We start from the raw sequence: 26538 nt of genomic DNA on the forward strand, positions 1-26538 counted from the left end.
TGTGATTGTCTCCCCGAAGGGCCATTCTTGGCCAATCGCAGGGGTTGCGGCCGGGGGCATAAAAATGGTGGCGCGGGTTCGCACGGTCGCTTTCCAGGGTATCGAGGCCGTGCCGGTCGACGTGCAGGTGATGATCGCGCCCGGCAAGGTCAACATGCACATCGTCGGCCTGGGCGACAAGGCGGTGGCCGAAAGCCGCGAGCGGGTGCAGGCGGCACTGCATGCTTCCGGCCTGTCGATGCCGTCGAAGAAGGTCACGGTCAATCTGGCGCCCGCCGACCTGCCCAAGGAGGGCAGCCATTACGATCTGCCGATCGCGCTTGGCCTGATGGCGGCATTGGGCGCCATTCCGGGCGACATGCTGGCTGGCTATGTCGTGCTTGGAGAATTGTCGCTCGACGGCACGATCGCCGCGGTCGCCGGCGCCTTGCCGGCGGCGATCGGCGCCAATGCCGAGGGCAAGGGCCTGATCTGCCCGTTCGCCTGCGGGCCGGAAGCGGCCTGGGCGGGCAAGGATTTTGACATTCTGGCGCCGCGCAGCCTGATTGCCATCGCCAATCATTTTCGCGGCACGCAGGTGCTGTCGCGCCCCGAGGCCGGCATCCACGCCGCCGCGCTGGATTTGCCCGACCTCGCCGACATCAAGGGCCAGGAGACCGCCAAGCGGGCGCTGGAAGTGGCGGCCGCCGGCGGGCATAATCTTCTCATGATCGGCCCGCCGGGCTCGGGCAAATCGATGCTGGCGCAGCGGCTGCCGTCGATCCTGCCGCCGCTGGCGCCGAAGGAATTGCTCGAAGTCTCGATGATCGCCTCGGTGGCGGGAGAGCTCGGCGAAGGCAAATTGACCGATCGGCGGCCGTTCCGCGCGCCGCACCATTCGGCCTCGATGGCGGCAATGGTTGGCGGCGGCATCCGCGCCCGGCCGGGCGAGGTGTCGCTGGCCCATCACGGCGTGCTGTTCCTCGACGAGTTTCCCGAGTTCACGCCGCAGACGCTCGATGCGCTGCGCCAGCCGTTGGAGACCGGCGACTGCATGATCGCGCGGGCCAACCATCGCGTCACCTATCCAGCGCGTATCCAGCTGGTGGCGGCGATGAACCCGTGCCGCTGCGGCATGGCCGGCGAGCCTGGTTATCGCTGCCTGCGCGGCGAGCGCTGCCGCACCGACTATCAGGCGCGCATTTCGGGCCCGCTGCTCGACCGCATCGATCTCAGGATCGAGGTGCCGGCGGTCTCGGCCAGCGACCTGATCCGGCCCGACCGGGCGGAGAAAAGTGCCGATGTGGCGATGCGCGTGGCACGCGCCCGCACCATCCAGCGCGAGCGCTTCGAGCGGCTCGGCGCCACCCGCGCCACCACCAACGCGCATTGCGCGCCCTCGGTCATCGAGGAGATCGCCATGCCGGACGCCGCCGGCCTGTCGCTGCTCAAGGACGCCAGCGAAAAGCTCGCCTTTTCGGCGCGAGCCTATCACCGGGTGCTGAAGGTGGCGCGGACACTCGCCGATCTCGACGCCAGCGAAACCGTCGGCCGCATCCATCTGGCCGAAGCGATTTCCTACCGCATGAGTTCGGAGCGGGTGGCACAGGCGGCGTAGGTCTCGCCGCCCGACAAGCCCACCTCGCCAAATTGCCTTCCGCGATCACGCCATAACCGTCATCCGACGAATCGGCCATCTCCGCACTGCGGCGGACCTGATTGTCCGCTTGGTCGACGTCCTCACCACCCAACGGCCCCCACCGACCGGGCGCCGGCCGTTTCTCCGTCTTCGGGGGCGTGGACGTCATCGCATCGGACCAAAGTCTTGGTCTCCGCATTGGGAATTCCTTATTTAGATAATGTGAATATGATTGCGGTCGGGGAGCCCGCTATGTTCGTTGACTACTACGAAGTTTTGGAAGTCAGCCCGAACGCCAACTCGGAAACGCTGGAGCGCATATTTCGCTATTTTGCGATGCGCTATCATCCCGACAATCGCGAAACCGGCGATGAAGCCCGCTTCAGTGAAATCGTGGAAGCCCACAACACGCTCAAGGATCCGGTCAAACGCGCTCAATACGACATCGCGTATAGGGACCATGCCGGCCTTCGCCGCGAATTGACCGAGGAAGCCAGCAACAGCAAAGGCATCGAGCGGGATGTCGTGATCCAGGCCAGGCTGCTGTCGCTGCTTTACGCGAAGCGCCGGCACGACGTCAGCAATCCCGGGATCGGGGATGTGGAGCTCGAACGCCTGTCAGACTGTCCGCGAGAGCATCTCGAGTTTCATCTCTGGTATCTAAAAGCGAAGGGCTGGATAGCAAGAGTGGAAAACGGGACGATCGCGATTACGGTGGAAGGCGTCGATAGGGTCAACTCCGAACACCGTCGCGATCCCACCATCCGGCTCCTGGACCATACAGCTTCCTGACGCCTCACCTCCGGAGGAAGTCAGGCCGAAGACCTGCCGCCCCATTCACGGCAGGGACTGGCCTCTTCAGCCCTGCTGCGCCTTCAGTTCCAGCCGCCGCGCGTGCAACACCGGCTCGGTGTAGCCGTTGGGCTGGGCGCGGCCCTTGAATACCAGGTCGCAGGCGGCGAGGAAGGCTATCGACTTGTCAAAGTCGGCCGCCATCGGCTCGTAGAGCGGGTCGCCCTCGTTCTGGCGGTCGACGATGTCAGCCATGCGCTTCATCGTCGCCATCACCTGGTCCTCGCTGCACACGCCGTGGTGCAGCCAGTTGGCGATGTGCTGTGAGGAAATCCGCAGCGTGGCGCGGTCTTCCATCAGGCCGACATCGTTGATGTCAGGCACTTTCGAGCAGCCGACGCCCTGGTCGATCCAGCGCACGACATAGCCAAGAATGCCCTGCGCGTTGTTGTCGAGTTCTTTCTGGATATCCTCGGGCGACCAGTTCGGTCGCACGGCAACGGGCACCGACAGGATGTCGTCGAGCCTGGCCTTGGGCCGGTTCTTCAGCGCCGCCTGCACGGCGTGAACATCGACCTTGTGATAGTGCGTGGCATGCAGTGTCGCCGCCGTCGGCGACGGCACCCAGGCGGTGTTGGCGCCGGCCTTGGGGTGGACGATCTTCTCCACCAGCATCGCAGCCATCAGATCCGGCATCGCCCACATGCCCTTGCCGATCTGGGCGTGGCCGGCCAAGCCGCATTCCAGCCCGATGTCGACATTCCACGCCTCGTAGGCGGAAATCCAGGCGGCCTGCTTCATGTCGCCCTTGCGGATCATCGGGCCGGCTTCCATCGAGGTGTGGATCTCGTCGCCGGTGCGGTCGAGAAAGCCGGTGTTGATGAACACGACGCGCTCCTTTGCGGCGCGGATTGCCTCCTTGAGGTTGACGGTGGTGCGCCGCTCCTCGTCCATGATGCCCATCTTGATGGTATTTTTCGCCATGCCGAGCAGCGCTTCGACGCGGTCGAAGATCTCGACGGCGAAAGCGACTTCCTCCGGCCCATGCATCTTGGGTTTCACGACATACATCGAGCCGGCTCGGGAATTGGCGCGGCGGCCGTTCGGCCCGACATCGTGCAGCGCGATCAGCGCCGTCATCGCCGCATCCATGATGCCTTCCGGAACCTCATTGCCGTCGCGGTCGAGGATCGCCGGGCTGGTCATCAGGTGGCCGACATTCCTGACCAGCATCAGCGAGCGGCCGGGCACGGTCAGCGTGCCACCGGCGGGCGCGGTGTAGGCGCGGTCGGGATTGAGCTTGCGGACAAAACTCTTGCCGCCCTTGGTGATCTCTTCCGCCAGGTCACCCTTCATCAGGCCGAGCCAGTTGCGGTAGACGACGACCTTGTCTGGCGCATCCACCGCCGCGACTGAATCCTCGCAGTCCTGGATGGTGGTCAGCGCCGATTCCAGGATCACATCGGCGATGCCCGCCGGATCGGTGCGGCCGATCTGGTTGTTGCGGTCGATCACGATCTCGATGTGCAGGCCGTTGCGCACAAGCAGCACGGCATCGGGATTGGCGGCATCGCCGCGATAGCCGACGAATTGCCTGGGGTCGGCCAGCGTCGTCGAGCCGGCGCCGGCGCTCAGCCGCAAGGCACCTTGCGCCAGCGACAGGCCATTGACGCCGGCCCATTTGCCGGACGTGAGCGGGGCAGCCTCGTCGAGAAAGGTCTTCGTCCAGGCGACGACCTTGGCGCCGCGTGCCGGATTGAAGGCTTTGCCCTTTTCGGCGCCATCCGTTTCGGGGATGGCATCGGTGCCGTAGAGCGCATCGTAGAGCGAACCCCAGCGAGCATTGGCAGCGTTGAGCGCATAGCGCGCATTCATCACCGGCACGACCAGCTGCGGTCCGGCAACATCAGCAATTTCCGAGTCGACATTGTCGGTCGACACGCTGAAGGCCGGGCCTTCGGGAACGAGGTAGCCGATCTCTTTCAGGAAGCCCTTGTAGGCCTCCATGTCGACCGGCGCGCCGTGATCGCGATACCAGCCATCTATCTGTTCCTGGATGGCGTCACGCTTTGCCAGCAGCGCCCGGTTCTTCGGCGCCAGATCATGGACGATGGCCGAAAAACCGTTCCAGAAGGCGTCCGCTTCGATCCCCGTGCCCGGCAGCGCTTCCGTGGCCACGAACTCATGCAGCTCGCGGGCAATCCGCAATCCGGCGATCTCGATGCGGTCGGTCATCAGGCTACTCCAGATGAAAGGCTTTGCGGGCCTTTGGCATGTCAGGTTTGCCGGGTCAATTCAGCTTAGGGTGAAGGTGGCGTATTTCGCCGCGTCGCTCAAACCGCAATCCTTGGCCTACCCGAGGCCACGGCCACGACATGCGCCTCGATGAACATGCGCTGGGCCTCGACGGTCGAGACCCGGAATTCGGTGGCGACGTCGATCTCGGCGCTGTCGGTGCCGGCATCCCTGGCGCGCTCCGCGACGATGGCGCGGACATCGGCCTCGGCCGCCGCGATCGCCGCTGCCTCGTCGAGGAAATCGCGTACGGTCTCGCCCGAGGCGAGACGAAACAGCCCTTCTATGGGCTGGCTGACCCGCGCCTCGGCCGAAACCCTGACCTGGCCGACGACGGCGCCGAGCGCGTTGGCGACATCGGTATCCCTGGGCACCACGCAGTCATTGCCGATCAGCTCGGCCAAGCCGGCATAGTGCAGCGGCGCCGAGGCGCCGAGGCCGATGACCGGGCGGTCGAGCGCAACGCTCAGGCGGGCGATGCCGGGATGCGCGTCGACTGCGCGCTGCACCAGGGCGTGCGCCACTGTCGCGGCGCCATCGAGCCCATCCTCGGCAAAGGCGGTCTCGAGGATATATTCGGCCGACCAGCGCGTCAGCGTCACCAGCACCCGTTCCGAGATCGCTTCCGGCGAAGCGGCAATGTTCTGGCCACGGCCGTCACGCTTGCGGGCGAACAGTTCGGCCCCGAGGCGCGCCGCGATAGGGTCCCAGTTCGCCTGCTTGCCCAGCACGTGGGCGGCGTCCGACGGGGTGAAGCCGGCGACATGCACCAGCCCGCGCGACACCAGCCGGTTCAGCGTCGCGTTCTGCGCATTCGAGGTCAAAAGCCTGTCGACGGCGAGCGGCACGGCACCGATGGCCTCGTAGAGCCTGGCTTCGGCGCCGGTCAGGCCGGCGGCGAGCCGGTCCGGCACGCCGGTGCGCACCGCGAAGCGGCCGTCCATGCGGCCGGGATTGGGTGCCCGCAGCTGGCGCTCCAGCTCTGAAATCACCGCTACGCCATGCGCCATGCCGGCCAGCGCCAGCGGCACCAGGCGGCGCGGCCCGAGCAGGATCTTCGGGTTGAGCGCGCCATCCTCCAGCGCCACTTCGGAATCGCCGCCGAGGCCGAAGGTGCGCATGGCGACGGCCTCGACCATGGTGCGGAAGCCGCCGACGGTGGCGCCTTCCGGATCTAGCCTGGGACGGCCGCCGTCGAGCACGGCGACGTCGGTGGTGGTGCCGCCGATGTCGGACACCACAGCATTGTCGAGCCCGGTCATGTGGCGGGCGCCGACCAGGCTGGCGGCCGGGCCGGACAGGATGGTCTCGATCGGTCGCTGGCGGGCAAAAGCGGCTGAAACCAGCGCGCCATCGCCGCGCACCACCATCAGCGGTGCTGCGATGTTGCGCGCCTCGAGAAAGCCTTCGGTCGCTGCCACCAGCCGGTCGACCATCGAGATCAGCCTGGCGTTGAGCAAAGTGGTCAGCGCCCGGCGCGGGCCGCCGAGCTTGGCCGACAGCTCGTGGCTCGATGTGACCGGCAGGCCGGACTTGTCGCGGATCAACTCGCGGGCGGCGATCTCATGCGCCGGATTGCGGGTGGCGAAGTAGGCGCAGACGGCAAAGCCGGACACCGAGGCGCCGAGTTCCGGCAGCGCCGCTTCCAGTCCGGACAGATCGAGCTTGGCGGCATTGCCATGCACGTCGTGGCCGCCCGGACAAAAAACCACCGGATCGGTGCCGAGCGCGGCCTTCAGCCCGTCGCGGGCGAGGTCGCCCTCGGAAAAGCCGATCATCACCAGCGCGACGCGGCCGCCCTGGCCCTCGACGAGCGCGTTGGTGGCAAGCGTCGTCGACATCGACACCAGCTTGATATCAGCCGGATCGGTTCCGGCTTTCTGCAGCACAGCGTCGACGGCGCCGGAAATGCCGACGGCAAGATCATGCCTGGTGGTCAGCGCCTTGGCCTTGGCCAGCACCTTGCCCTTGTTCGGCCCTTCTTGCGGGCCTTCCGTTTCAGACCACAACACGGCATCGGTATAGGTGCCGCCGGTGTCGATCCCGAGGAACAACGGTTTTGGCTTGGTCTTGGCTGTCATTTTTGGCGGCGGTCCGGCTGGGGAGTCTGTCTGCCCCTGCCTTTAGCCGATGCGGGCGGGTCGATAAAGCTGCGAGCGCTGGGCCAAGGCGGAGATTGGCAGCGTTGGCCGAAGCGCCAACCTACCCGACAAACCCCACTTTCTTGTGCGTGCCATCGCAGAACGGCTTGTTGGCGGAATGGCCGCAGCGGCAGAGGAAGGCGCGTTGTGTACGGTCGACCGTATGGCCGGTTCCGGTGACGATCTCGAGATTGCCCTCAAGCTTGAGCGGGCCATTGGTGGTCGGCGTCACTTTCAGCGGACCATTTCTCGCTTCGAGCGCCGGCGTGTCCTTCAGCTGCGGCTCGCCGGTGGCGGCAAAACCGGATTTGTTGTGGCTGCCGTCGCAGAACGGCTTGTTTTCCGAAGCGCCGCAGCGGCAGAGCGTGGCACGATAAGAAGTCTCGCCGTCGAGAACGATTTCGGCGTGTACCGCCAGCGGGCCGTTTTCCCGCAGCCGCACCGTGTTGACCACTGGTGCTTGCTCCTGCGGCCCGCCATCCTTCCTGACATAGGTGATGGCGCCCGACGGGCAGCTTTCGGCGATGGCGACGATCTTCTCGACGCTGGCCGCCTCGGGATGGATCCATTGACCCGGCGCGTTGGGCACGAAGACGTGCGGATCGCCGAGCACGCAGTTGCGCGAATGGATGCAGCGCTTGCCGGAAAACCCGACGTCGATCTTGTCGCTTTCGACCATGCCGGCCATAGCTGAGCTCCTTTTGCCTGAAGCACGTCGCGTCTGAACAGTTCGAGGCGGCGCGCGCTGCGTATTTGCACAGGCTATGGCTCCAGCCCGAAGACCGTCAAGCTGGCAAACCGGTCAGGGGACCAGTTCGATCTCCTCGGTCTCGCCGCCGCTGCAGGTGTAGCAGCAATCCTCACATTTTTCCTTGTTGCCGGGGCCGACGCCCCAATAGGTGCCCTCGTCACCATCGACCCAGGCGCCGTAACAGATCGATTCCCCGGCGTTGCAGGATATCGGCAGCTGCTTGGTCTCGCCGTCGTCGAGGTAGAAGTCCTTGTCATCGCCCGGCCAGACATAGTCGCGGTCCTGGCTGTAGAGTTCGACGCGCATGGCGTTGGGGTGGCCGTTCTTGATGGCAAAGGTGACATCGTCGGCACGCGCCGCCGGCACGAGCAGCATGAGGAGAGACAGCGGGGCCAGCACGCGGCGCGCATAGACATGAAACATGAGTGACCCCCTGAATAAGCGGCCCACCCGGCCGCGTGGCGACCATCGCACGCAGCGCTGAATCGCGGAAGTGGACCGGACGAGCCGATCCCTGACTTAATTTGGGTCCAACGAAAACTTCCGCGCTCTACGGCACCAGATCGATCGTCTCTGTCGAGTGTTCGACGCAGATGAAGCAGCAGGTGTCGCAAGGCTGGTCATTGTCCGGCCCGACGCCGGCCGAGAGGCTGTCATTGCCGTCGGCCCAGGCGCCATAGCAGATATGTTCGCCCTGATTGCAGGAGAACGGCACGGATTTCTGCGACCCTGGGGCGATCAGGAACACCTTGTCGTTGCCCGGCCAGACCGTCTCGCGGTCGCGGCTGAACAGCTCGACCGCGACTGCTTCCTTGCGCAGGTTCTTGACGAAGAAGGCCATGTCGGCGGCCTGCGCCGAGGCGGTGAAGACCAGCGCCGCCAGTGCAACCATACGAAACAGCGTCACGGCCTGGATCTCCCGAATCACAGCGGCAGAATCGCACGCCTGCCCGCAACTAGGAAGGTGCGGAACCCTGCGTCGCGATCTCATGCCCCAGCCGCACCGTTTCACGCACCAGCAGGTCGAGATCCTCGCGCCGTGTGCGATGATTGGTGATCGCCACGCGCAACCAGTGCTCGCCATGCACCGTGGTGTCCGAAAGGGCCGCAATGCCCTGTTCCTGCAGCCGCAGCATGATCTCCGTGTTGAGCGCCTTCAGAGCCTCGCCTGTCAGACCGGGCTGATAGCGGAAGCAGACGATGTTGACGGTCGGCGATGCCGCCAGCTGCAGCCGCGGCGCGGCCTCGATCAAGCCGGCAAGATAGACGGCCTGGGCAATGTTCTGGTCGATCAGGCGGCCGAATTTCTCGACACCGTGCTCCTTCAGCGCCATCCACACCTTCAGCGCGCGAAAACCGCGCGACGTCTGCAGGCCGTAGTCGTGCAGCCATTCGCCGGAAGCGAGGCCGCGCGGCGTCGATTCCAGATATTCCGGCGTCACCGCGAAGGTCCCGCGATGCGCGGCGGCATCCCTGACCAGGGCGCAGCCGACTTCGAACGGCGCGTGCAGCCATTTGTGGGGATCGAGCGCGACCGAATCCGCCCGTTCGATGCCGGCGACGCGATGGGCATTCTCAGGCGCAATGGCGATCAGCGCGCCGATGCAGCCGTCGACATGGAACCAGAGGCCTTCCTCATGTGACAGCTTCGCAAGCGCCTGCAAATCGTCGATCGCCCCGGTGTTGACGGTGCCCGCCGTACCGATGACGCAGGCCGGCTTGAACCCTGCCGCGCGGTCCTCTGTGATCGCGGCACGCAAGCCGGCGATATCGATGCGCAGCCCGGCATCGGTCGGGATGCGGCGCAGTGCCCGGTTGCCGAGGCCAAGTGCCTCCATTGCCTTGCGGTGGCACGAGTGGATCTGCTCCGAGCCGTAGAAGCGCAGCGGCTTTTCGATGGCGGCGACACCATGCTCGCGCACGTCGATGCCGGCCCTGACGTTGCGCGCCACGGTCAGCCCGATGATGTTGGCCATCGAGCCGCCGCTGACCAGCGTGCCGCCGGCAGAAGCGGGAAAGCCCAGCATCTCCTTGCACCAGTTCACCACCTGGCTGTCCATCAGCCCGGCGGCGTGGTTGCCGCCGCCGAGGTTCGAGCCCTGGATTGCCGCCAGGAAATCGCCGAGCGCACCGGTGAAATTGCTCGACCCCATATACCAGGACCAGAAGCGCGGATGAATGTTGCCCATTGGATAGGACATCACCGTGCGGGACACCTCAGAATAGACCGCATCCAGCGGCGCCGGTGAGCGCGGCAGCGGCGCCGAGAAGGCCCCTCTCACATCGGCCGGCATCTCCCGCCAGACCGGGCGGTCGCGCACATCGCGGAGGTAATCGACCGCATCGTCGATGACCCGGTGCGACAGGGCCTGCACATCGGCCCAATCCAGGGGGTCGAGCGTTTCCTCGGCCAACAGGCCTAGGTTATCTTGCACGGCGTCCATACCAGATCTCCCGTCAAGCCGCCGGGAACTGGCAGCCGGGCGTCGAGCGCGACAGGGCGGTCTCGTCGGCATCCATCTCGGCCTCGATGCCGTCGAACAGCGGCGTCGACATGTAGCGTTCGCCGGTGTCGGGCAGCATGCACAGGATCACCGCGCCAGCCGGCGCCTTCTCAGCGACCTGCCGCGCCACGGCGAAGGTCGCGCCGCCGGAAATGCCGGTGAAGATGCCCTCTTTGCGCGCCAATTCCCTCGCCCATTTGATGCCCTCGGGCCCGGCGATCGGCATCACCTCGTCATAGAGGCTGGTGTCGATCGCCTCCTGCAGCACGTTGGGGATGAAATCCGGCGTCCAGCCCTGGATCGGGTGCGGCTCGAAGGCTGGATGGCTGGCGGCGGGAGCACCATCGACGCCGCGCTGCTGGACCTTGCCGCTGCCGATGAGCTGCGCGTTGGCCGGCTCGGAGAGCACGATGCGGGTTTCCGGCCGCTCGCGGCGCAGCACGCGCGCCACGCCCACCACCGTGCCGCCGGTGCCATAGCCGGTGACGAAGCAATCAAGCCGCGAGCCGGCGAAATCATTGACGATCTCGCGCGCCGTCGTTGCCTCGTGGATGGCGGCGTTGGCGGTCGTCTCGAATTGGCGGGCAAGGAACCAGCCATTGGCCTCGGCCAGTTCCACCGCCTTCTTGTACATGCCGAAACCTTTTTCGGCGCGCGGCGTCAGCACCACCTTGGCGCCCAGCATGCGCATCAGCTTGCGGCGCTCGACCGAAAAACTGTCGGCCATCGTGACGACCAGCGGATAGCCCTTTTGCGCGCAGACCATGGCGAGGCCAATGCCGGTGTTGCCGCTGGTCGCCTCGACCACCGTCTGGCCCGGCTTCAGCGCCCCGCTGCGCTCGCCCTCCTCGATGATGTTGAGCGCCAGCCGGTCCTTCACCGAGGCGCCGGGATTGAAATACTCGGCCTTGACGTAGATCGTCGCGTGGGACGGTCCGAGATTGTTGATGCGAACCACCGGCGTGTCGCCGACGGTGTCGAGAATGCTGTCGAACAGGCGGCCGCGCCCGGCCGTGGTTCTGATCTTCTGTTGCTGCAACATCTTGGTCTCCTTGATTGTCATCGCGTTTTGTCTTCACGGGCGGGTTACAAACCGGCGGGCTGGGCGGCGAGGTTTGGTGACCTTGCCGCGCTAGGACTGACATGCCGCACAGCGGCAATGCCCGTATCCGGCGCTGATATCCGCTGCCGGATGCGCCGTGTCGTGTTTGGTGATACAGGAGAGGCCGACAGGCCAGCGTGGGAGCAGGCGTGGAAACGCACGTGGAATCCACTCGATCGAGGCCGGACGGCGACATGCCGGTCCTTTCCGTGCGCCTGCTCGGACCGCTGATGATCTCCCGCGACGGCGCTCCGGTTGCCCTGCCCGCGTCACGCAAGCTGCGCGCGCTGCTCGCCTATCTGGCGCTGGCGCCGCATCCGGTCAGCCGCAGTCGCCTGTGCGAGTTGTTGTGGGATGTGCCGAACGACCCAAGGGGCGAACTGCGCTGGTGCCTGAGCAAGCTGCGCGGCGCGCTTGACATGCCGGCCCGGCGCCGGGTCTCCACCCAAGGCGATACGGTCGCACTCGATCTCGACGATTGCCTGGTCGATGTGCTGGAGGTCAGCCGCGCCGCCGCGCAAGGGATCGGCACGCTTGACGTCGAGCGCTTGCGCGTGCTGGCCGGACTGTTTGCCGGCGATTTCCTCGACGGGCTGGAGCTCGAGCGCAGCCCGCATTTCAACAGCTGGCTGATCGCGCAGCGCCGCCGCTTCAGCGCTTGCCACGCCGCCGTGCTGGAACGCCTTGTCGCGAGCCTGCCGGCTTATAGTGCCGAGGCGATCGCCCATCTCGACACATGGGTGGAACTGGCGCCGTTCGACACGTGCGGACATCTGGCGTTGCTGTCCAATCTGGCCGGGCGCGGCGAGGTCGGCGCGGCCGAAGAGCATCTGGCCGCGGCGGAACGATTGTTTCGGTCGGAGGAGCTCGATTTCGCACCGCTTCGCGCGGCCTGGCGGGCGATCCGTGACCGACAGTCGGGCACCTCGCTTCGAACGGCCTGCCTGTCCACGCTATCGCCACTGGTGGCTACCATGCCCACCGCACCCGGCCCGGTCGAGCCCAGCCACGCTTCGCTGGCGGTGATGCCGTTTGTCGAGGAGAGCGGCGGCACGCGCGGCGGATTGGCCGACGGTTTCACCCACGACATCATCACCCGCCTGGCCAAGCTCAGGGATTTCTTCGTCATCGCGCGCGGATCGGTGTTTGCGCTGGCAGAGCAGAACATCGCGCCCGAGGATGCCGGCCGCCGGCTGAATGTCGACTATGTCGCCACCGGCACGGTGCGCAGCCCGTCCGGCCGCCTCATCGTCAGCGTCGAGCTGATCGAGGTGCGCAGCGCCAGGATCGTCTGGGCCGAGACCTTCGAGCGCAGGCCCGATGACATCTTTTCCGTGCTCGACGACATCGGCAACAGCATCGTCTCCTCGATCTCGGCCGAGATCGAAACGGTCGAGCGCAACCGCGCCATGCTGAAGGCGCCCAGCTCGCTCAACGCCTGGGAGGCCTACCATCGCGGCCTCTGGCACATGTACCGCTTCACCCAGGCCGAAAACGAGCAGGCGCGGCATTTTTTTGCGCAGGCCTTGCAGCTCGACCCGACCTTCGCCCGCGCCTATGCCGGCCTGTCCTTCACCCACTGGCAGAACGCCTTCCAGCGCTGGGGCGACCGCGACCGCGAATGCGCGCTGGCGTTCGAGAGCGCCGGACACAGCCTGCTGGTCGACGACCACAATCCGGCCGCGCATTGGGCGATGGGCCGGGCGCTGTGGCTGCGCGGGGAGCAGGACGGCTCGCTGCTCGAACTCGAGCGGGCGGTCGATCTCAGCCCCAACTTCGCGCTCGGCCACTACGCTTTGTCCTTCGTGCATTCGCAGTCGGGCGACCCGCGAGCGGCGATAGGCTCTTCCGATCACTCGCGCCATCTCAGCCCGTTCGACCCGCTGCTGTTCGGCATGCTGGGCGCACGCGCCATGGCGCATGTCCGGCTCGGCCAGTTCGAGGAGGCGGCCGAATGGGCGCTGAAGGCGGCGGCGCGGCCCAACGCCCACGCCATCATACTGGCGATCGCCGCGCACTGCCTGGCGCTGGCCGGACGGCTCGACGAGGCGCGCGGCTTCGCCGCCGCCATCCGCAAGACAAGGCCGGACTATTGCGCCGACGATTTCATCGGCACCTTCCGCTTCGAACCGGATGCCGTAGCGCTGTTCCGGCAGGGCGCCAGCCGCATCGGGCTCAACTGAAGCCTGGATCGCCATCTTGGGGATCGCATGGGAATTTCGCCTCAAATCCGCCGGGTTAACGAAGTCGGAAGGAGTTGTTTAACCGTTAGCTTCTATGTCACGGCCCGGGGGGCCGACAAAGTGAGTATGATGAGCAACAGCCCCGACAAGCGCAATGAATGGCGCGCCATATTTTACGTGCAGGCTCGCGTTGCCATCCTGTTTGTCCCGGTGGTTGCCAGCCTGCTGATCATAGCGGCGCTTGCCGGAAACGAACGCAAGTCGGTTCCCAGCATGATCGACCCGACCGTCACCGGCTCCGTGCGGTAGGCGCTATCGGTCGGCGTTAGCCCTCTCGGGGAGAGCGCCTTCTGAAGAAAAAGAAGGTCGAAGGAAAGGCCCTCCCGATCAACGAGGGAAGGCGCTATGCGCTTTTCCTGGGAAACCACTTCACACTTTCCCGGACTTGCTCCAGGAGAGCGTGCTTTCCGGCAGCATTCGCTTGAGCACGTCGTCCTTGCGGATGAAATGATGCCATAGCGCCGCGGCTGCGTGCACTCCGGCGAGGATGAGGATCGAATTGGCGCACAGGCTGTGCAGTTCCCTGATGAACCGGGCCGTGTCGCGGTCGGGCGATACCGGGGCCGGGATGGTGAAGAGGCCGAAGAAGCTCAAGGCGTCGCCCCTGTACCAAGTCAGCAGGATGCCGAGAGCCGGAATGGTCACCAGCAGCGCATAGAGCAGCAGATGCGCGATCTTGGCCGCCCATCGTTCAAGCTCCGACATTTCCGTCTGCAGCCCTGGCGTTCCCAGTATCAGGCGCAGGCCGACGCGGATGACGACCAGCGCAAACAACAGCAGCCCGAACGAAATATGGAACCACCAGACGAGCGCGCGGCCGGGATCGCCGCGCGGAAAAAGTTCTTCCACATAGGTCAAGCCATAAAGGCCGATGACCAGCAGAAACACCGCCCAGTGAATGGCTTTTTGTGCGCTTGTATAGGTGAGGTGCATGCGAGCCTTCCAGTTTTGAATGTTTCTAAACTAGCCGCGATCATGTCAAAGCTTTGTCGGGCTCGGATGATCGTGAGCTGGCAGGACACTGGAACGGGTAAGCTGTGAGTTTGCGGACAGTCGGGCATCGAGCGCGTAATGCTGGACAAAGAAAAGCCCGGGCGAACCGGGCTCTTCTTCGGCGTCTCCAGGGCGCTCAAACAAAGCGCGGGATCGGACCGTTCTGCGGGGTCACATCGTCGCCGAGGTCGACAAACACCTCGTCGACATAGCACCATGCCCAGCCTTCGGGTGGATCGTAGCCCTCGATGATCGGATGCTTGGTGGCGTGGAAATGCTTGGTGGCGTGGCGGTTGGGCGAGTCGTCGCAGCAGCCGACATGGCCGCAGGTACGGCACAGCCGCAGATGCACCCATTTCGACCCGCTCTTCAGGCATTCCTCGCAGCCGAGCGCGCTCGGCGTGACCTTCCTGATGTCGCGCGTATGTCTGCATTCATCCATCATGGTCTCCCGGCCATTCGAAATGTGTCGGCGTTGCCGCGCGCGAGGTAGGCATGCAGAGCCGCGACCACCTGGGCGCCTTCGCCGACAGCCGCCGCGACCCGTTTGACCGAACCGGCGCGGACATCGCCTATGGCGAACACGCCGCTGCGGCTCGTCTCCATCTGCGCCGATCCTATGTCCGATCCGGTGCGCACGAAACCCCTGGCGTCCAGCGCGACATCGCAGTTGGCCAGCCAATCGGTGTTCGGATCGGCGCCGATGAAGAGAAAGAGATGGCGGATCGGGCGCGTCGTTTCCGCGCCGCTGGCGCGGTTGCGCCAGCGCACCATGGCAAGATTGCCCTCTTCGCCCTCCAGCGCCTCGATTTCGGTCCCGGTCAGCACTTCGATATTCGGCTGCGCCCTGATGCGCTCGACCAGATAGCGCGACATCGAGGCTTCGAGGCTGCCACCACGCGCCAGCAGCGCCACTTTCCGCGCATGGCTGGCGAGGTAAACCGCCGCTTGGCCCGCCGAATTGCCGGCGCCGACCAGCGCCACTTCCTGGCCGGCGCAAAGCCGCCCTTCTATGGGCGACGCCCAATAGTGCACGGACGTCCCCTCGAACCGCGCAAGATTGGCGATGTCGAGGCGGCGATAGCGCGCGCCGCTGGCGATCACCACGCTGCGCGTGCGCACGGTCTCGCCGTCACCGACATCGAGCAGATAGCGGGCGCCTGACGTGTCGGTGGCCGCGCTCAAAAGCTTCGCCTCGTCCGGGATGACCATTTCAACGCCGAATTTCTGCGCCTGGTTGTAGGCGCGCGCCATCAGCGCCATGCCGGTGATGCCGGTCGGGAAACCGAGATAGTTCTCGATGCGCGAGGAGGCGCCGGCCTGTCCGCCGAAGGCACGGCAATCGAGCACGATCGTCGACAGCCCTTCGGATGCCGCATAGACCGCCGCCGCCAGCCCTGCCGGGCCGGCGCCGACGATGGCCACGTCATACACCGTATCGGCATCGATCGGGCGCAACAGGCCGACGCAGCGGGCGAGGTCCTTTTCGCCGGGGTTCATCAACAGCCTGCCGTTTGGACAGAGCACGATCGGCAGGTGGTGCGGATCGACCTCGAAGCGTTCGACCAGCGTTTTGGCGCAGGGATCGCTGTCGGAATCGAGCACGCGGTGCGGCTGGCCGCTGCGCGCCAGAAAACCCTGCAGCCGCAACACGTCGGCATTGTCCCGGGGTCCGATGATGATCGGCCCGCTGGTGGCGCTCTCCAAAAGCCCGACGCGGCGCAGGATCAGCGCCCGCATGATGCGCTCGCCGAGATTGGCCTCCTGCACCATCAGGTCGCGCAGCCGCTGCGAGGCGATGACGAACGCCTCCACCGGCTCGGCGGCCTGCGCATTCACCAGCGAGGGACGGGCCGAAAGCTGCGCCAGCTCACCGACAAAGCTGCCCGGGCCGTGCGTGACGATCGTCTCGCGCCGGCCGAGCCCGCCGTCCTGGGTGATGTCCACGCTACCCGACAGCACGACGATCAGGCCGGGCGCCACATCGCCGGCTTCGATGATGTGCTCGCCGGCTGCATAGGCGCTGGCCTCGCCGAACCGGCGCATGCGGTCGATGTCCACCTCGGCCAGCGTGGGGAACGCCTGGTCGCGGCGGGCACCGAAGATCGGGTTGGTGGATTGAGCCATGGTTTTGAGCGTAGCGAAGCGGCCGCGGAGTTTGAAGCGGTTTGTGAGGGGACTGGCCGGAAGGGGAGGTTGGCTGAAAAGAAAAAGCCCGGACGAACCGGGCTTTTTCTCTAAGTTTCTGAACCGTCGAGTGGCTCGAAACGGGAATTTGGTGCCCAGAAGAGGACTCGAACCTCCACTCCTTGCGGAACACGGACCTGAACCGTGCGCGTCTACCAATTCCGCCATCTGGGCTGGTGCGGGCTCATGTAAGCGGGCAAGCGATGTGTGTCAACGCGCTTTTTTCGCAGGTACTCCGTTCGCCGGCTCAGTCGTCCAGCACTTCCTTGGAAGCGACGGTGGAATCGGCGTTGAGCTGGTAGATGACCGGCACGCCGGTGCCGAGTTCCAGCTTGACGATCTCCTCACCCGACTTGCCGTCGAGCGCCATGATCAGCGCGCGCAGGGAGTTGCCGTGCGCGGCGACCAGCACGGTGCCGCCGCGAAGCACATGCGGCTGCAAATCGTGCAGGTAATAGGGCCAGACGCGGGCGCCGGTGTCCTTCAGGCTTTCGCCGGCAGGCGGCGGCACGTCGTAGGAGCGGCGCCAGACATGCACCTGCTCCTCGCCCCATTTCTTGCGGGCGTCGTCCTTGTTGAGGCCGGAGAGGTCGCCATAGTCGCGCTCGTTGAGCGCCTGGTCGCGGATGGTCTTCAGGTCGCCCTGGCCAACCGCGTCGAGGATGTGCTGGCATGTCTTTTGCGCCCGGATCAGCGCGGAGGTGAAGGCGATGTCGAATTTCAGGCCGCGCGCCTTGAGCTTTTGCCCGGCGGCCTTGGCCTCGGCGTGGCCCTGTTCGGTCAGGTCGACGTCGCGCCAGCCGGTGAACAGGTTCTTCAAATTCCATTCGCTCTGGCCGTGGCGCACGAGCACGAGGGTTCGCGACATGTTTGCTCCTTCAGGTTTATGGATCAGGCCGGCTCAGCTGAGGCCGAGCACGTCCCGCATCGAATACAGTCCCGGCTTCTTGCCACGCGCCCAAAGCGCCGCCTTGACGGCGCCGCGGGCGAAGATGGCGCGGTCCTCGGCGTGGTGCGACAGGGTGATGCGCTCGCCGGTTCCGGCCAGCATCACGCTGTGGTCGCCGACGACAGAGCCGCCGCGCAACGTGGCAAAGCCGATCGAGCCCGTCTTGCGCACCCCGGTGTGGCCGTCGCGGACGCGCACGTCGTTGCCTGAGAGCTCGATACCACGCCCGGCGGCGGCGGCTTCACCCAGCAGCAGCGCCGTGCCCGAAGGCGCGTCGACCTTGTGCTTGTGGTGCATTTCGAGGATCTCGATGTCGAAATCGTCGGCATCGAGCGCGCGCGCCGCCTGCTCGACCAGCACCGCCAGAAGATTGACGCCGAGGCTCATATTGCCCGATTTGACGATCGTCGCATGGCGCGCCGCCGCAGCGATCCTGGCATTGTCATCGGTCGAACAGCCGGTCGTGCCGATGACATGGACGATGCGCGCCTGCGCCGCGTAGCCGGCGAATTCGACCGTCGAAGCAGGCGTGGTGAAATCGAGCACACCGTCGGCCTTGGCGAACACCGGCAGCGGATCGTCGCTGATCGGCACGTTGATGATGCCGATGCCGGCCAGCTCGCCGGCATCCTTGCCCAGATGCGGCGAATCCGCCCGCTCGACCGCGCCGATGACCCGCGCGCCTGATATAGAGTGGATGGCGCGGATCAGCGTCTGGCCCATGCGGCCGGCGGCGCCCACCACCACCAGGCCCATATCATTTGCCGGTCCGTCGGTTGCGGGCGTGGCGCTCATGTCGTGCTCCCGGCGATGCTCTGCGTGTCGATGCCTTGTGACAGGCGTTGCGCCGAAGTCCGGATCGGCGCGCTGTCGTCGACAAGCCCCAGACCCTTGACGCCCTGGATGCGGTGGAAGCGGGCATAGACGCTGTGCGGATCGGCCATCAGCGAGGCGTGCGTGCCTTCCTCGACCAGCCGTCCCTGTTCCATGACGATGATGTGGTCGGCATTGACCACCGTTGACAGCCGGTGCGCGATGACGATGGTGGTGCGGCCTTCCATGACCTTTGTCAGCGCCTGCTGGACGCGAGCCTCGGCCTCGTTGTCGAGCGCCGATGTCGCTTCGTCGAGCAAAAGGATCGGTGCCTGCCTGACGATGGCCCGCGCGATCGAGACGCGCTGGCGCTGGCCGCCGGACAGCGTCACGCCGTTCTCGCCGACTGGCGTGTCGTAGCCCTGCGGCTGCTGGCGGATGAAGTCGTCGGCCGCGGCTTGGCCCGCGGCCTGTTCGATCTCGGCATCGGTGGCGCTCAGCCGGCCGTAGCGGATGTTATCGCGGATGGTGCCTTCGAACAGATAGGGCTGCTGCGAGACATAGGCGATGGAACCGCGCAGCGACTGTTTGGTGACCTTCGAGATGTCCTGGCCGTCGATCTCGATCGACCCCGCCTCGACATCGTAGAAGCGCTGCAGCAGCGCCACCAATGTCGTCTTGCCGGCGCCCGAAGCGCCGACGATTGCCGTCACCTTGCCGGCCGCGGCGACGAAACTCAGATCCTGCAGCACCGGGGCCTCCTCGACATAGCGGAAGGAGACGTTGTTGAAACGCACTTCGCCGGAGGTGAATTTCGCCTCGGCGGCGCCTTGGGCGTCGCTCTGCTGCGGCTCGATGTCGAGAAGCTCGTAGATCATGCGCGCATTGACCAGCGCGCGTTCCATGCCGACCTGCATGCGCGCCAGACGGCGGGCCGGATCATAGGCGAGCGTCAGCGCCGTGATGAAGGAAAACACCGCGCCCGGCGGCTGGCCGAGAACGGTGGCCCGGTAGCCGGAATAGGCGATGACGCTGGCGAAGGCGATGCCGGCCAGCAGTTCGGAAACCGGCGTCAGCCGCTCGGAGACGCGAGCGATCTTGTTCGACCGCTGCTCGGCATCCTCGGCGAGCTGGCTGATCCGGCGCGACAGCTCGTCCTCCATGGTGAAGGCCTTGACGATGGCGATGCCTTGCGTGGCTTCCTGCATGGCGCCGATCAGCCGAGAGTTGATCTGCACCGATTCGCGCGTGATGCGGCGCACCCGGCGCATCAGATAGGTGACGGTCCAGATCAGCGGCGGCCCGATCAGCAGCGAACTCAAGGAGAGTATCGGATCCTGGTAGATCATCACGCCGACCAGACCGACCAGCGAGACGGCATCACGCGCGGTCGAGGTCACCGTCATCGACAACAGGTCGCGAATGCCGTTGACGTTCTCGTTGACCTGCGCGGCCAGCCGCCCGGACCTTGTGTCGTTGAAGAAGGAGACGCCAAGCTTCATCAGATGGTTGAAGATGCGCTGCTGATAGCGCGCCACCAGATTGTTGCCGATCCTGGCCATCGTCACCGCCTGGCCGTAGCCGGCAAGGCCGCGCAGGATGAAGGCACCGAGCAGTGCGGCGCAGATCCATGGGATCAGGTCGCCGCGTCGTTCGTAGAAGATCTGGTTGACGACCGGGCTCATGATCCAGGCGGCAAGCGCCGTCGTCGCCGACACGGTCAGCAGGCAGAGGATGGTGAAAATATACGCGCCCCGATAGTCGCGGCCATTTTCCTGGAGGATACGGCGGATGACCGCCACGATCTCTCCCGCACGGGGTTTCGACAAATTGGGGGGCTGAAATGTCAAATCGGAGCGCTTCGTAGATTTCCGCTTCCCGCGGCCGGGCAATTTGGCACCCCTCTTAACGCCAAGCAGCCAGCTTGCCTATGCCTCGGGGTGACTAACTTCGTCGCGCCAGCGCCGGCCCGAAGTCTGGACACCGAACAGCGAGGGGTTCCTGGCATAGGCGGCAAGGCCCAGAAGTGCGGCCAGCGGATGGGTAATGACATACACCGGCATGGTGCGCATCATCGCGCTGTGCGGCGCCTTGTCCTCGAAAGCGGCACGGAAATTGCCGGCTTTCAGCGCCGGCACGATCTTCTGCGCGATGCCACCGGTGAGAAACACGCCGCCGCGGCTCATGAACACCAGAGCAAGGTCGCCTGCCGTGCGCCCAAGGCAGGTGACGAAGGTCTCCAGCGCTTCCTCGGCAACCGGATCGGTTTTCGCGAGTGCCGCGGCAGTGATCTCGGCCGGCGTGGTGAAGGGCGACGGTTTGCGGTCCGCCTTGGCAACCGCCCGATAGACATTGACCAGACCGCGTCCGCACAGGATCTGCTCGCCCGAAATGCGGCCCTCCAGCTTCTCGATATGCGGAAAAACCTCGAAATCGCGGGCCGAGCGCGGACCGATGTCCATATGGCCGCCCTCGCCGGGCACCGGTATCCAGTGGTGCAGCGCATGGACCAGCCCGGCGACGCCGAGCCCGGTTCCGGGGCCGAGCACGACGCGGCCGGCATTGGGCTCCGGCGTGCCGCCGCCGATCTTTTCCATGTGCTCCTCGCCGAGCGCGACGACGGCCAGCGCCTGCGCCTCGAAATCGTTGAGCACGACGATGTCGCTCAGGCCGAGGCTGGCGAACATTTTTCTCGGCTTGACGATCCAGGGGCAGTTGGTCAGTTCGATCTCGTCGCCGTCGACCGGACCGGCCACCGCCAGCACCGCCGAATTGGGACGCACCGACGAGCGATCGAGCACGGCCGCCTGGATCGCCTCGTCGATGGTGTTGTAGTTCGCCGTCTGGACGATGGTCGGCTCGCCTGCCTCGGAATTGGCGTCGAGCACGATCGAAAAGCGCGCATTGGTGCCGCCGATGTCGCCGATAAGGATCGGAAACCGCAACAAAGTATCGTCGTCGCCTGTGCCTGGCATGCTCTCGTCCGTCTCCGGCGCCACCAACGGCATTTAGCCGTTCTTCCGTTGACTAGCGCATGGGTTTGAAAAGGGAAACGGTTTTCGACCCCGGCGGCGCGCTGAGGCCGGCTGTGCGGCCAAACCGACACGGTTTCGCAAAAATAAGGTCCTGAACCGGTTGAGCCCGTCTATGAGCCGTGACCGTCAGTTTCCTGGCGGCCGCGGTCGCGGCAGCGGCACGCCGATCTCGGGCGTCGCCGTGAAGGCGTTCACCGTGCTTGGCAAGCCGGCGGCGGCCGGCGTGGCGGACAATGACGGCGCTTCGGGTTCGGGTGCGGCAGCCGCGACCGGCACGCCGCCGCCATGATAGGTCGCCGCCTCGGCCGAGGCCGGCCCCGGCGCGTCGAGCACGGCGCGGCATTCGCTCGGCAGGTTCGCCATCGTCATCAGGTCGCGTGCCTTGGGGGCATCCGGGTTCTTGTTGGGCCGCCACGGCTCCTGCGTGAACCACCAGGCCAATGGCTTGCCGCAACCGTCATCGTCCGGCGTCGCTTCCTGCGCCTTGCAGCCGGGGGATCCCGGCTGACAGCCGATGCGCATGTGAAAATGATAGTCGTGGCCCCAAAACGGCCGGATCTTGCGCAGCCAGCCGCGGTCGCCCCTGACGGTGTCGCAGAGTTTCTTCTTGATGCCCGGATTGACCAGGATGCGCTCGACCTGGCTGTAGCTCGCCGCCCGCTTCAGAAGCCTTGTGTGCGCCGGCGTCCACAGCGCGTCCTTCACCAGATGGGTCTTCTCATCGACCATCAAGGTGGCGCTCATCGATTCGCGCTGCGCCACCGACAGCGGGCGGCTGGGCATCGGCGTCAGCCAGATGTCGGCGTCGAGCCCGATCTGGTGCGAGGCATGCCCGGTCAGCATCGGGCCGCCGCGCGGCTGCGAAATGTCGCCGATCAGCAGGCCCGGCCAACCATCGGCTGCCGCGTCGCGCGACAATTTCTCGATCACCGCGATCATAGCCGGATGGCCCCAGCGACGGTTGCGGGACGGCCGCATCACCTCCCAGGTCGGACCGTCCATGGGAATGGCGACGCCGCCGGCAAAACAGCCCTTGGAATAGAAGCCGATCGATTGCGCCGCGCTCGCGGCTGGCAGTTTCTTGGCGCCGAACAGGTCTTTTGCCCGTTCCTCGGCCGCGGCCGGCCGTACGACTAGACCGGCAAGGACGAACAGGCCGAGAGCGGCCGCCAGCCTGAATTTTTTGCCGAGAGATGGCTGTATCGGTGTTTTCATGAAACCGGATCCCCACCAGGCCGAATCATAGCATGCAACGCGGAACGCTTCGATCGACAGAGCGGTTCACCGAAACGGTGAACCGCTCTGTCTCTGTTTTGACGCAATCCCGGTGTCACACTTTTCCTGGAATTGCTTTTAGCGCTTCATCGGGCTGCGCGCCTCGCCGTCGCGCCAGTCGTCGCTCGCCCACATATGGTCGAAGGCGGCGCGGTAGTCTGGAAAGCGCAGGGAATAGCCCGCCGCCTTGATCGCCGCGTTGCCGACGCGCTTGTTCTCGCCATAGAAGGACCGCGCCATGGGCGAAAGTTGGGCGGCGTCGAAAGGAATCTCGGGCGGCGGCTCTATACCCATCAGCGAAGCGGCATAGGCGACGACATCCTGCGGCGGCGCCGGCAGATCGTCGGTGACGTTGAAGATGCCGCCTTTATTGCCTTGGATGAGCTGCCACAGGGAGCCTGCAATGTCGTCGCAATGGATGCGGTTGAACACTTGGTCCGGCTTGACCAGCCGCCTTGCGCTGCCGTTTTCCAGATTGAGCAGGGCATTGCGGCCCGGCCCGTAAATGCCGGAGAGTCGCAGGATCGCCACCGGCCGGCGAATCTCGCGGCCCAGCTCCAGCCAGTCCTGCTCTGCCGCCACCCGCATCATCGAACGCTTCGACACCGGCCGGCATTCAGCCGTTTCATCGACCCATGCGCCGTCATAATTGCCGTAAACCCCGACCGTAGAGAGATAGCCGATCCATTCCAGCAAAGGCATTTGAGCGATTGCCTCTCGCGCGGCACCCAGCACGGGATCGCCGGCCTCCTCCGGGGCGACCGAAATCAGCAGATGCGTTGTTTTCCGCAATGCATCGCCAATCTCATCCGTCAGCGCACCGTCGAACAACAGCGGGGCGATGCCGGCCTGCCGTAGCGTCTCGAATTTTTCCGGCGAGCGTGTCGTGCCGAAGATCGTCGCGGCGCCTTTGTTGGCCCGAGCAAAAGCCCTGCCCGAATAGCCGGCGCCGAAGATGAATATCTGCTTTTCGCTCATGCATTCGCCCTGGTTGGCCGCGCCAGACGCCATTCGTCGCGCACGGCTTCGTCGCTCTCGGTTTTCAGGCCGATGGCTGCCCTTTCTGAATATTCGGCGTTGGGCACCAGCCGCGCCAGCGCCCATATTGCCGCGCCCCGCACCAGCGGGGACGGATCGCCGAGCAGCGCAAGCACCGCGCCGGACAGCGACGCTTCGCCGGAATTGCCGGCGGCGATCAGCACGTTGCGGATGAACCGATCGCGGCCGATGCGTTTTATCGGCGAACCGGAGAAGAAAGCGCGGAAGGCCGCGTCATCGAGACCCAAAAGGTCGGCGAGCGGTGGTTCGCGCAGATCATCGCGCGCGGCGAGTTTTGCTTCCGAAGCCGCCCGGGCGAATTTGTTCCACGGGCAGGCGGCTAAACAGTCATCGCAGCCATAGATGCGGTTGCCGATCTTTTCGCGGAATTCGTGCGGAATCGGCCCCTTGTTCTCGATGGTGAGATAGGAAATGCAGCGCCGCGCATCGAGCCGGTAGGGCGCCGGAAAAGCATCGGTCGGGCATGCGTCGAGGCAGGCGCGGCAGGAGCCGCAATGGTCGATTTCGGCGCGGTCGGGCACCAGTTCAGCGGTGGTGAAGATGGTGCCGAGGAACAGCCAGGAGCCGTGCTCGCGGCTGACCAGATTGGTGTGTTTGCCTTGCCAGCCAAGCCCGGCGGCTTCGGCCAGCGGCTTTTCCATGACAGGTGCGGTGTCGACGAACACCTTCACGTCACCGCCGGCGCGGGCAACGAGCTTGCCGGCGATCTCCTTCAGCCGGCCTTTCATCACATCGTGATAGTCGCGGTTTTGCGCATAGACCGAGATCGCGCCGCGGTCGCGCTTGGCCAGCACTTCGCGAAGATCATGGTCGGGGCCGTAGTTCATCGCCAGCACGACGATCGAGCGTACCTGCGGCCAGAGGGCCGTTGGTTCACTGCGGCGTTGCAGCGTCTCGGCGATCCAGTCCATTGAGCCGTGAAAGCCATCGGCGACGAATTCGGCCAGGCGCGCCGGCGCCAGCGGGATCGCATCGGGGGAGGTGACGGCGACGGCATCGAAGCCGGCGCGCTGCGCCTCAGCGTCGATCAGCGCGCGCAGTTTTGCGGCGTCAGAAGTCGAGGTCCGCATAATGCGACACCGGTGACAGGCCGCGCACCCGGTCGGTCAAAAGCGGCCGGAAGGAAGGCCGCGACTTGACCCGCGTGTACCATTCGCGAGCAGCGCTGTGCTCGCGCCAGTCTATCTCGCCGAGATAATCGAGCACCGACAGCGTCGCCGCGGCCGCGAGATCGGCATAGGTGACCCTCGAGCCGGCCAGCCAATGGCGGGTGCCGGCCAGCCAGTTGGTGTATTTCATGTGCTGGCGGATGTTGGCGCGCGCCGCACGGATCGCGCCCGAGTCGGGCGAGCCGCCGCCCGCCGTTTCCGGCATGACCGGCTTCAGCACGCGCTCACGCACCAGATGACGGGTGACTTCGCTTTCAGCCTTGTTGAGATACCAGTCGATGAGCCGGCGGATTTCGGCGCGCTGCATCGGGTCCTCGGCGAACAGCCGCTTGTCGCGCTTCAGCACGCCGCGCGTTTCATCGAGATATTCCGATATGACCGTCGCGCCGACGATCGGCACGTCGCCTTCGGCCAGCAGGATCGGCAGCGTGCCGGCCGGGTTCAGCGCCAGGAACTCCTTGCGCCGGGTCCACGGCTTTTCCTCGATCAGGGCCAGCTCCTCGCCATACTCGCCGAAAGCGAGGCGGACGAAGCGACAGGTGGCGAACATGGGATGGTGGAAAAGCGTCAGCATGGTTCCGCGATGATAAAGCGCACTGGCGAATCGCAGGGCGCACCGGTAAGTCTTGGCCGCCCGGTTAGCGGGCCGTCAGGGTGTTGCGACCTATAGGGGGACTTCAACGCCATGACAAGCAAGCCCTTCTGTCAGCCGTCACGCCAATGCCGAGGTAGCCATGGAAAGCCAGACCATCGTCGAAGCCCTGCTGCTCGGCCTGCTGGAGGGGCTGACCGAGTTCATCCCGGTGTCCTCGACCGGCCATATCCTGCTCGCTGGCCATTTCCTCGGCTTCCACTCGACCGGCAAGGCCTTCGAGATCCTGATCCAGCTCGGCGCCATCCTGGCGATCCTCAGCGTTTATTTCCGCCGCCTCTGGAAAATGCTGCTCGAACTGCCGCACGACCGACTGACCAGGCATTTCGTCATCGGCATCCTCATCGCCTTCCTGCCGGCGGCATTCATCGGCGCGCTGGCGCATGATTTCATCAAGACGGTGCTGTTCGAATCGCCAAGGCTGATCTGCATCATGCTGATCATCGGCGGCGTCGTGCTGCTGGTGGTCGACCGCATGAACCTCAAGCCTGTTTATCGCGACGTCGAGCGCTTCCCGACCCGGCTTTACCTGCAGATCGGGCTTTTCCAGTGCCTGTCGCTCATTCCCGGCACATCGCGTTCGGGCTCGACCATCGTCGGCGCCCTGCTTTTGGGCGTCGACAAGCGCGCGGCCGCTGAATTTTCCTTCTTCCTTGCAATCCCGACCATGGTCGGCGCCTTCGCCTTCGACCTGTTCAAGAACCGCAACGTGCTGAGCAGCGCCGACCTGCCGATCATCGCCGTCGGCTTCGTCGCCGCCTTTGTCACGGCGCTCATCGTCGTGCGCTTCCTGCTCGATTACGTCTCGCGCAAAGGTTACTCGCTATTCGGCTGGTGGCGGCTGGTGGTGGGCGGTGTCGGGTTGGTGGCGTTGATGATCTGGGGGTGAGGAGTGTTCCGCGTAGCGGCCCTCACGCTTCGTCCCACGGGCTCCGCCCGTGGATGACGAATGAAGGAGGG

General features: G+C 65.4%; 23 protein-coding genes and 1 tRNA gene. 5 read left to right on the plus strand and 19 right to left on the minus strand.

The window, feature by feature from the left end; genetic code table 11:
- The first annotated feature begins 64 nt into the window (after window positions 1-64).
- Together AC0L2D_RS12845 and AC0L2D_RS12850 are read left to right on the plus strand one after the other, a co-directional pair.
- Window positions 65-1597, plus strand: coding sequence for a YifB family Mg chelatase-like AAA ATPase (locus AC0L2D_RS12845; RefSeq protein WP_473541208.1), 1533 nt, complete (start codon window positions 65-67; stop codon window positions 1595-1597).
- Between the two features lie 273 nt (window positions 1598-1870).
- Entirely contained in the window at window positions 1871-2410 is a 540-nt protein-coding gene (locus AC0L2D_RS12850) for a J domain-containing protein (RefSeq protein ID WP_013528603.1), read from the plus strand.
- Window positions 2411-2476: 66 nt separating this feature from the next.
- On the opposite strand, the gene AC0L2D_RS12855 is transcribed toward AC0L2D_RS12850, so the two are convergent.
- The 7 genes from AC0L2D_RS12855 to cysK all read right to left on the minus strand — a co-directional run bounded on the left by AC0L2D_RS12855 (window position 2477) and on the right by cysK (window position 11143).
- Window positions 2477-4645 (minus strand): malate synthase G, encoded by a 2169-nt coding sequence (locus AC0L2D_RS12855; protein ID WP_473541209.1) that lies wholly within the window; start codon window positions 4643-4645, stop codon window positions 2477-2479.
- A gap of 98 nt (window positions 4646-4743) precedes the next feature.
- On the minus strand, window positions 4744-6786 hold the full coding sequence (locus AC0L2D_RS12860) for a hydantoinase/oxoprolinase N-terminal domain-containing protein (RefSeq protein ID WP_473541210.1): 2043 nt from the start codon (window positions 6784-6786) through the stop codon (window positions 4744-4746).
- A 121-nt stretch (window positions 6787-6907) separates the two neighbouring features.
- On the minus strand, window positions 6908-7534 hold the full coding sequence (locus tag AC0L2D_RS12865) for a CDGSH iron-sulfur domain-containing protein (RefSeq protein ID WP_013528606.1): 627 nt from the start codon (window positions 7532-7534) through the stop codon (window positions 6908-6910).
- Window positions 7535-7648: 114 nt separating this feature from the next.
- Window positions 7649-8020: a hypothetical protein gene (locus AC0L2D_RS12870; protein WP_473541212.1), complete on the minus strand. Its 372-nt coding sequence runs from the start codon at window positions 8018-8020 to the stop codon at window positions 7649-7651.
- A gap of 127 nt (window positions 8021-8147) precedes the next feature.
- Complete coding sequence (locus tag AC0L2D_RS12875; protein ID WP_024502169.1) at window positions 8148-8504, minus strand: hypothetical protein; 357 nt, start codon at window positions 8502-8504, stop codon at window positions 8148-8150.
- Between the two features lie 49 nt (window positions 8505-8553).
- Window positions 8554-10041 carry a pyridoxal phosphate-dependent decarboxylase family protein gene (locus AC0L2D_RS12880; RefSeq protein ID WP_473541213.1) on the minus strand — a complete coding sequence of 496 codons (1488 nt, stop codon included), beginning with the start codon at window positions 10039-10041 and terminating at the stop codon, window positions 8554-8556.
- Between the two features lie 13 nt (window positions 10042-10054).
- Window positions 10055-11143, minus strand: coding sequence for a cysteine synthase A (gene cysK / locus AC0L2D_RS12885; protein ID WP_473541215.1), 1089 nt, complete (start codon window positions 11141-11143; stop codon window positions 10055-10057).
- A 254-nt stretch (window positions 11144-11397) separates the two neighbouring features.
- Here cysK and AC0L2D_RS12890 point away from each other — a divergent pair, with 254 nt between their 5' ends.
- Together AC0L2D_RS12890 and AC0L2D_RS12895 are read left to right on the plus strand one after the other, a co-directional pair.
- Window positions 11398-13386 carry a transcriptional regulator gene (locus tag AC0L2D_RS12890; protein ID WP_473541217.1) on the plus strand — a complete coding sequence of 663 codons (1989 nt, stop codon included), beginning with the start codon at window positions 11398-11400 and terminating at the stop codon, window positions 13384-13386.
- 129 nt (window positions 13387-13515) lie between these two features.
- Entirely contained in the window at window positions 13516-13695 is a 180-nt protein-coding gene (locus tag AC0L2D_RS12895; protein WP_023814179.1) for a hypothetical protein, read from the plus strand.
- A 120-nt stretch (window positions 13696-13815) separates the two neighbouring features.
- Here the strand turns inward: AC0L2D_RS12895 and AC0L2D_RS12900 are convergent, their stop codons facing one another.
- From AC0L2D_RS12900 to AC0L2D_RS12955, 12 genes are all read right to left on the minus strand, one after another.
- Window positions 13816-14379, minus strand: coding sequence for a cytochrome b (locus AC0L2D_RS12900; RefSeq protein WP_473541219.1), 564 nt, complete (start codon window positions 14377-14379; stop codon window positions 13816-13818).
- Window positions 14380-14575: 196 nt separating this feature from the next.
- Complete coding sequence (locus tag AC0L2D_RS12905; RefSeq protein WP_063173483.1) at window positions 14576-14884, minus strand: UBP-type zinc finger domain-containing protein; 309 nt, start codon at window positions 14882-14884, stop codon at window positions 14576-14578.
- Window positions 14881-16566 carry an FAD-dependent oxidoreductase gene (locus tag AC0L2D_RS12910; RefSeq protein WP_473541221.1) on the minus strand — a complete coding sequence of 562 codons (1686 nt, stop codon included), beginning with the start codon at window positions 16564-16566 and terminating at the stop codon, window positions 14881-14883. The genes AC0L2D_RS12905 and AC0L2D_RS12910 overlap by 4 nt, the downstream gene beginning before the upstream one ends.
- Before the next feature lie 149 nt (window positions 16567-16715).
- Window positions 16716-16800 (minus strand) — tRNA-Leu (locus AC0L2D_RS12915).
- A gap of 73 nt (window positions 16801-16873) precedes the next feature.
- Window positions 16874-17494, minus strand: a complete 621-nt coding sequence (locus AC0L2D_RS12920) for a 2,3-bisphosphoglycerate-dependent phosphoglycerate mutase (protein WP_013528615.1) — start codon at window positions 17492-17494, stop codon at window positions 16874-16876.
- A 33-nt stretch (window positions 17495-17527) separates the two neighbouring features.
- On the minus strand, window positions 17528-18370 hold the full coding sequence (gene dapB / locus AC0L2D_RS12925; protein WP_013528616.1) for a 4-hydroxy-tetrahydrodipicolinate reductase: 843 nt from the start codon (window positions 18368-18370) through the stop codon (window positions 17528-17530).
- Window positions 18367-20238, minus strand: a complete 1872-nt coding sequence (locus tag AC0L2D_RS12930; RefSeq protein ID WP_063173481.1) for an ABC transporter ATP-binding protein — start codon at window positions 20236-20238, stop codon at window positions 18367-18369. Before AC0L2D_RS12930 ends, dapB begins: the two co-directional genes overlap by 4 nt.
- A 78-nt stretch (window positions 20239-20316) precedes the next feature.
- Window positions 20317-21363, minus strand: a complete 1047-nt coding sequence (locus AC0L2D_RS12935) for a glucokinase (protein WP_473541223.1) — start codon at window positions 21361-21363, stop codon at window positions 20317-20319.
- A 186-nt stretch (window positions 21364-21549) separates the two neighbouring features.
- Window positions 21550-22638, minus strand: a complete 1089-nt coding sequence (mepA, locus tag AC0L2D_RS12940) for a penicillin-insensitive murein endopeptidase (protein ID WP_473541224.1) — start codon at window positions 22636-22638, stop codon at window positions 21550-21552.
- A gap of 138 nt (window positions 22639-22776) precedes the next feature.
- A complete protein-coding gene (locus tag AC0L2D_RS12945) occupies window positions 22777-23676 on the minus strand; it encodes an SDR family oxidoreductase (protein ID WP_024502178.1) in 900 nt (299 codons plus the stop codon).
- The gene (gene queG / locus AC0L2D_RS12950; protein ID WP_127368087.1) at window positions 23673-24827 is read right to left on the minus strand and encodes a tRNA epoxyqueuosine(34) reductase QueG; all 1155 of its coding nucleotides are present in this window, start codon (window positions 24825-24827) and stop codon (window positions 23673-23675) included. The genes AC0L2D_RS12945 and queG overlap by 4 nt, the downstream gene beginning before the upstream one ends.
- Window positions 24808-25500 carry a glutathione S-transferase family protein gene (locus AC0L2D_RS12955; RefSeq protein WP_013528622.1) on the minus strand — a complete coding sequence of 231 codons (693 nt, stop codon included), beginning with the start codon at window positions 25498-25500 and terminating at the stop codon, window positions 24808-24810. Before AC0L2D_RS12955 ends, queG begins: the two co-directional genes overlap by 20 nt.
- 160 nt (window positions 25501-25660) lie before the next feature.
- Between AC0L2D_RS12955 and AC0L2D_RS12960 the strand changes: the two genes are divergently transcribed.
- Window positions 25661-26467, plus strand: coding sequence for an undecaprenyl-diphosphate phosphatase (locus tag AC0L2D_RS12960; protein WP_013528623.1), 807 nt, complete (start codon window positions 25661-25663; stop codon window positions 26465-26467).
- Window positions 26468-26538 lie beyond the last annotated feature (71 nt).

It is taken from the genome of Mesorhizobium sp. WSM4833 (assembly GCF_055811095.1).

Bases quoted from the DNA above. Each gene is read 5' to 3' on its own strand.
- AC0L2D_RS12845 (WP_473541208.1), top strand. From the start codon at position 65: ATGGTGGCGCGGGTTCGCACGGTCGCTTTCCAGGGTATCGAGGCCGTG.
- AC0L2D_RS12850 (WP_013528603.1), top strand. From the start codon at position 1,871: ATGTTCGTTGACTACTACGAAGTTTTGGAAGTCAGCCCGAACGCCAAC.
- AC0L2D_RS12855 (WP_473541209.1), bottom strand. From the start codon at position 4,645: ATGACCGACCGCATCGAGATCGCCGGATTGCGGATTGCCCGCGAGCTG.
- AC0L2D_RS12860 (WP_473541210.1), bottom strand. From the start codon at position 6,786: ATGACAGCCAAGACCAAGCCAAAACCGTTGTTCCTCGGGATCGACACC.
- AC0L2D_RS12865 (WP_013528606.1), bottom strand. From the start codon at position 7,534: ATGGCCGGCATGGTCGAAAGCGACAAGATCGACGTCGGGTTTTCCGGC.
- AC0L2D_RS12870 (WP_473541212.1), bottom strand. From the start codon at position 8,020: ATGTTTCATGTCTATGCGCGCCGCGTGCTGGCCCCGCTGTCTCTCCTC.
- AC0L2D_RS12880 (WP_473541213.1), bottom strand. From the start codon at position 10,041: ATGGACGCCGTGCAAGATAACCTAGGCCTGTTGGCCGAGGAAACGCTC.
- cysK (WP_473541215.1), bottom strand. From the start codon at position 11,143: ATGTTGCAGCAACAGAAGATCAGAACCACGGCCGGGCGCGGCCGCCTG.
- AC0L2D_RS12890 (WP_473541217.1), top strand. From the start codon at position 11,398: ATGCCGGTCCTTTCCGTGCGCCTGCTCGGACCGCTGATGATCTCCCGC.
- AC0L2D_RS12895 (WP_023814179.1), top strand. From the start codon at position 13,516: ATGAGCAACAGCCCCGACAAGCGCAATGAATGGCGCGCCATATTTTAC.
- AC0L2D_RS12900 (WP_473541219.1), bottom strand. From the start codon at position 14,379: ATGCACCTCACCTATACAAGCGCACAAAAAGCCATTCACTGGGCGGTG.
- AC0L2D_RS12905 (WP_063173483.1), bottom strand. From the start codon at position 14,884: ATGATGGATGAATGCAGACATACGCGCGACATCAGGAAGGTCACGCCG.
- AC0L2D_RS12910 (WP_473541221.1), bottom strand. From the start codon at position 16,566: ATGGCTCAATCCACCAACCCGATCTTCGGTGCCCGCCGCGACCAGGCG.
- AC0L2D_RS12920 (WP_013528615.1), bottom strand. From the start codon at position 17,494: ATGTCGCGAACCCTCGTGCTCGTGCGCCACGGCCAGAGCGAATGGAAT.
- dapB (WP_013528616.1), bottom strand. From the start codon at position 18,370: ATGAGCGCCACGCCCGCAACCGACGGACCGGCAAATGATATGGGCCTG.
- AC0L2D_RS12935 (WP_473541223.1), bottom strand. From the start codon at position 21,363: ATGCCAGGCACAGGCGACGACGATACTTTGTTGCGGTTTCCGATCCTT.
- mepA (WP_473541224.1), bottom strand. From the start codon at position 22,638: ATGAAAACACCGATACAGCCATCTCTCGGCAAAAAATTCAGGCTGGCG.
- AC0L2D_RS12945 (WP_024502178.1), bottom strand. From the start codon at position 23,676: ATGAGCGAAAAGCAGATATTCATCTTCGGCGCCGGCTATTCGGGCAGG.
- queG (WP_127368087.1), bottom strand. From the start codon at position 24,827: ATGCGGACCTCGACTTCTGACGCCGCAAAACTGCGCGCGCTGATCGAC.
- AC0L2D_RS12955 (WP_013528622.1), bottom strand. From the start codon at position 25,500: ATGCTGACGCTTTTCCACCATCCCATGTTCGCCACCTGTCGCTTCGTC.
- AC0L2D_RS12960 (WP_013528623.1), top strand. From the start codon at position 25,661: ATGGAAAGCCAGACCATCGTCGAAGCCCTGCTGCTCGGCCTGCTGGAG.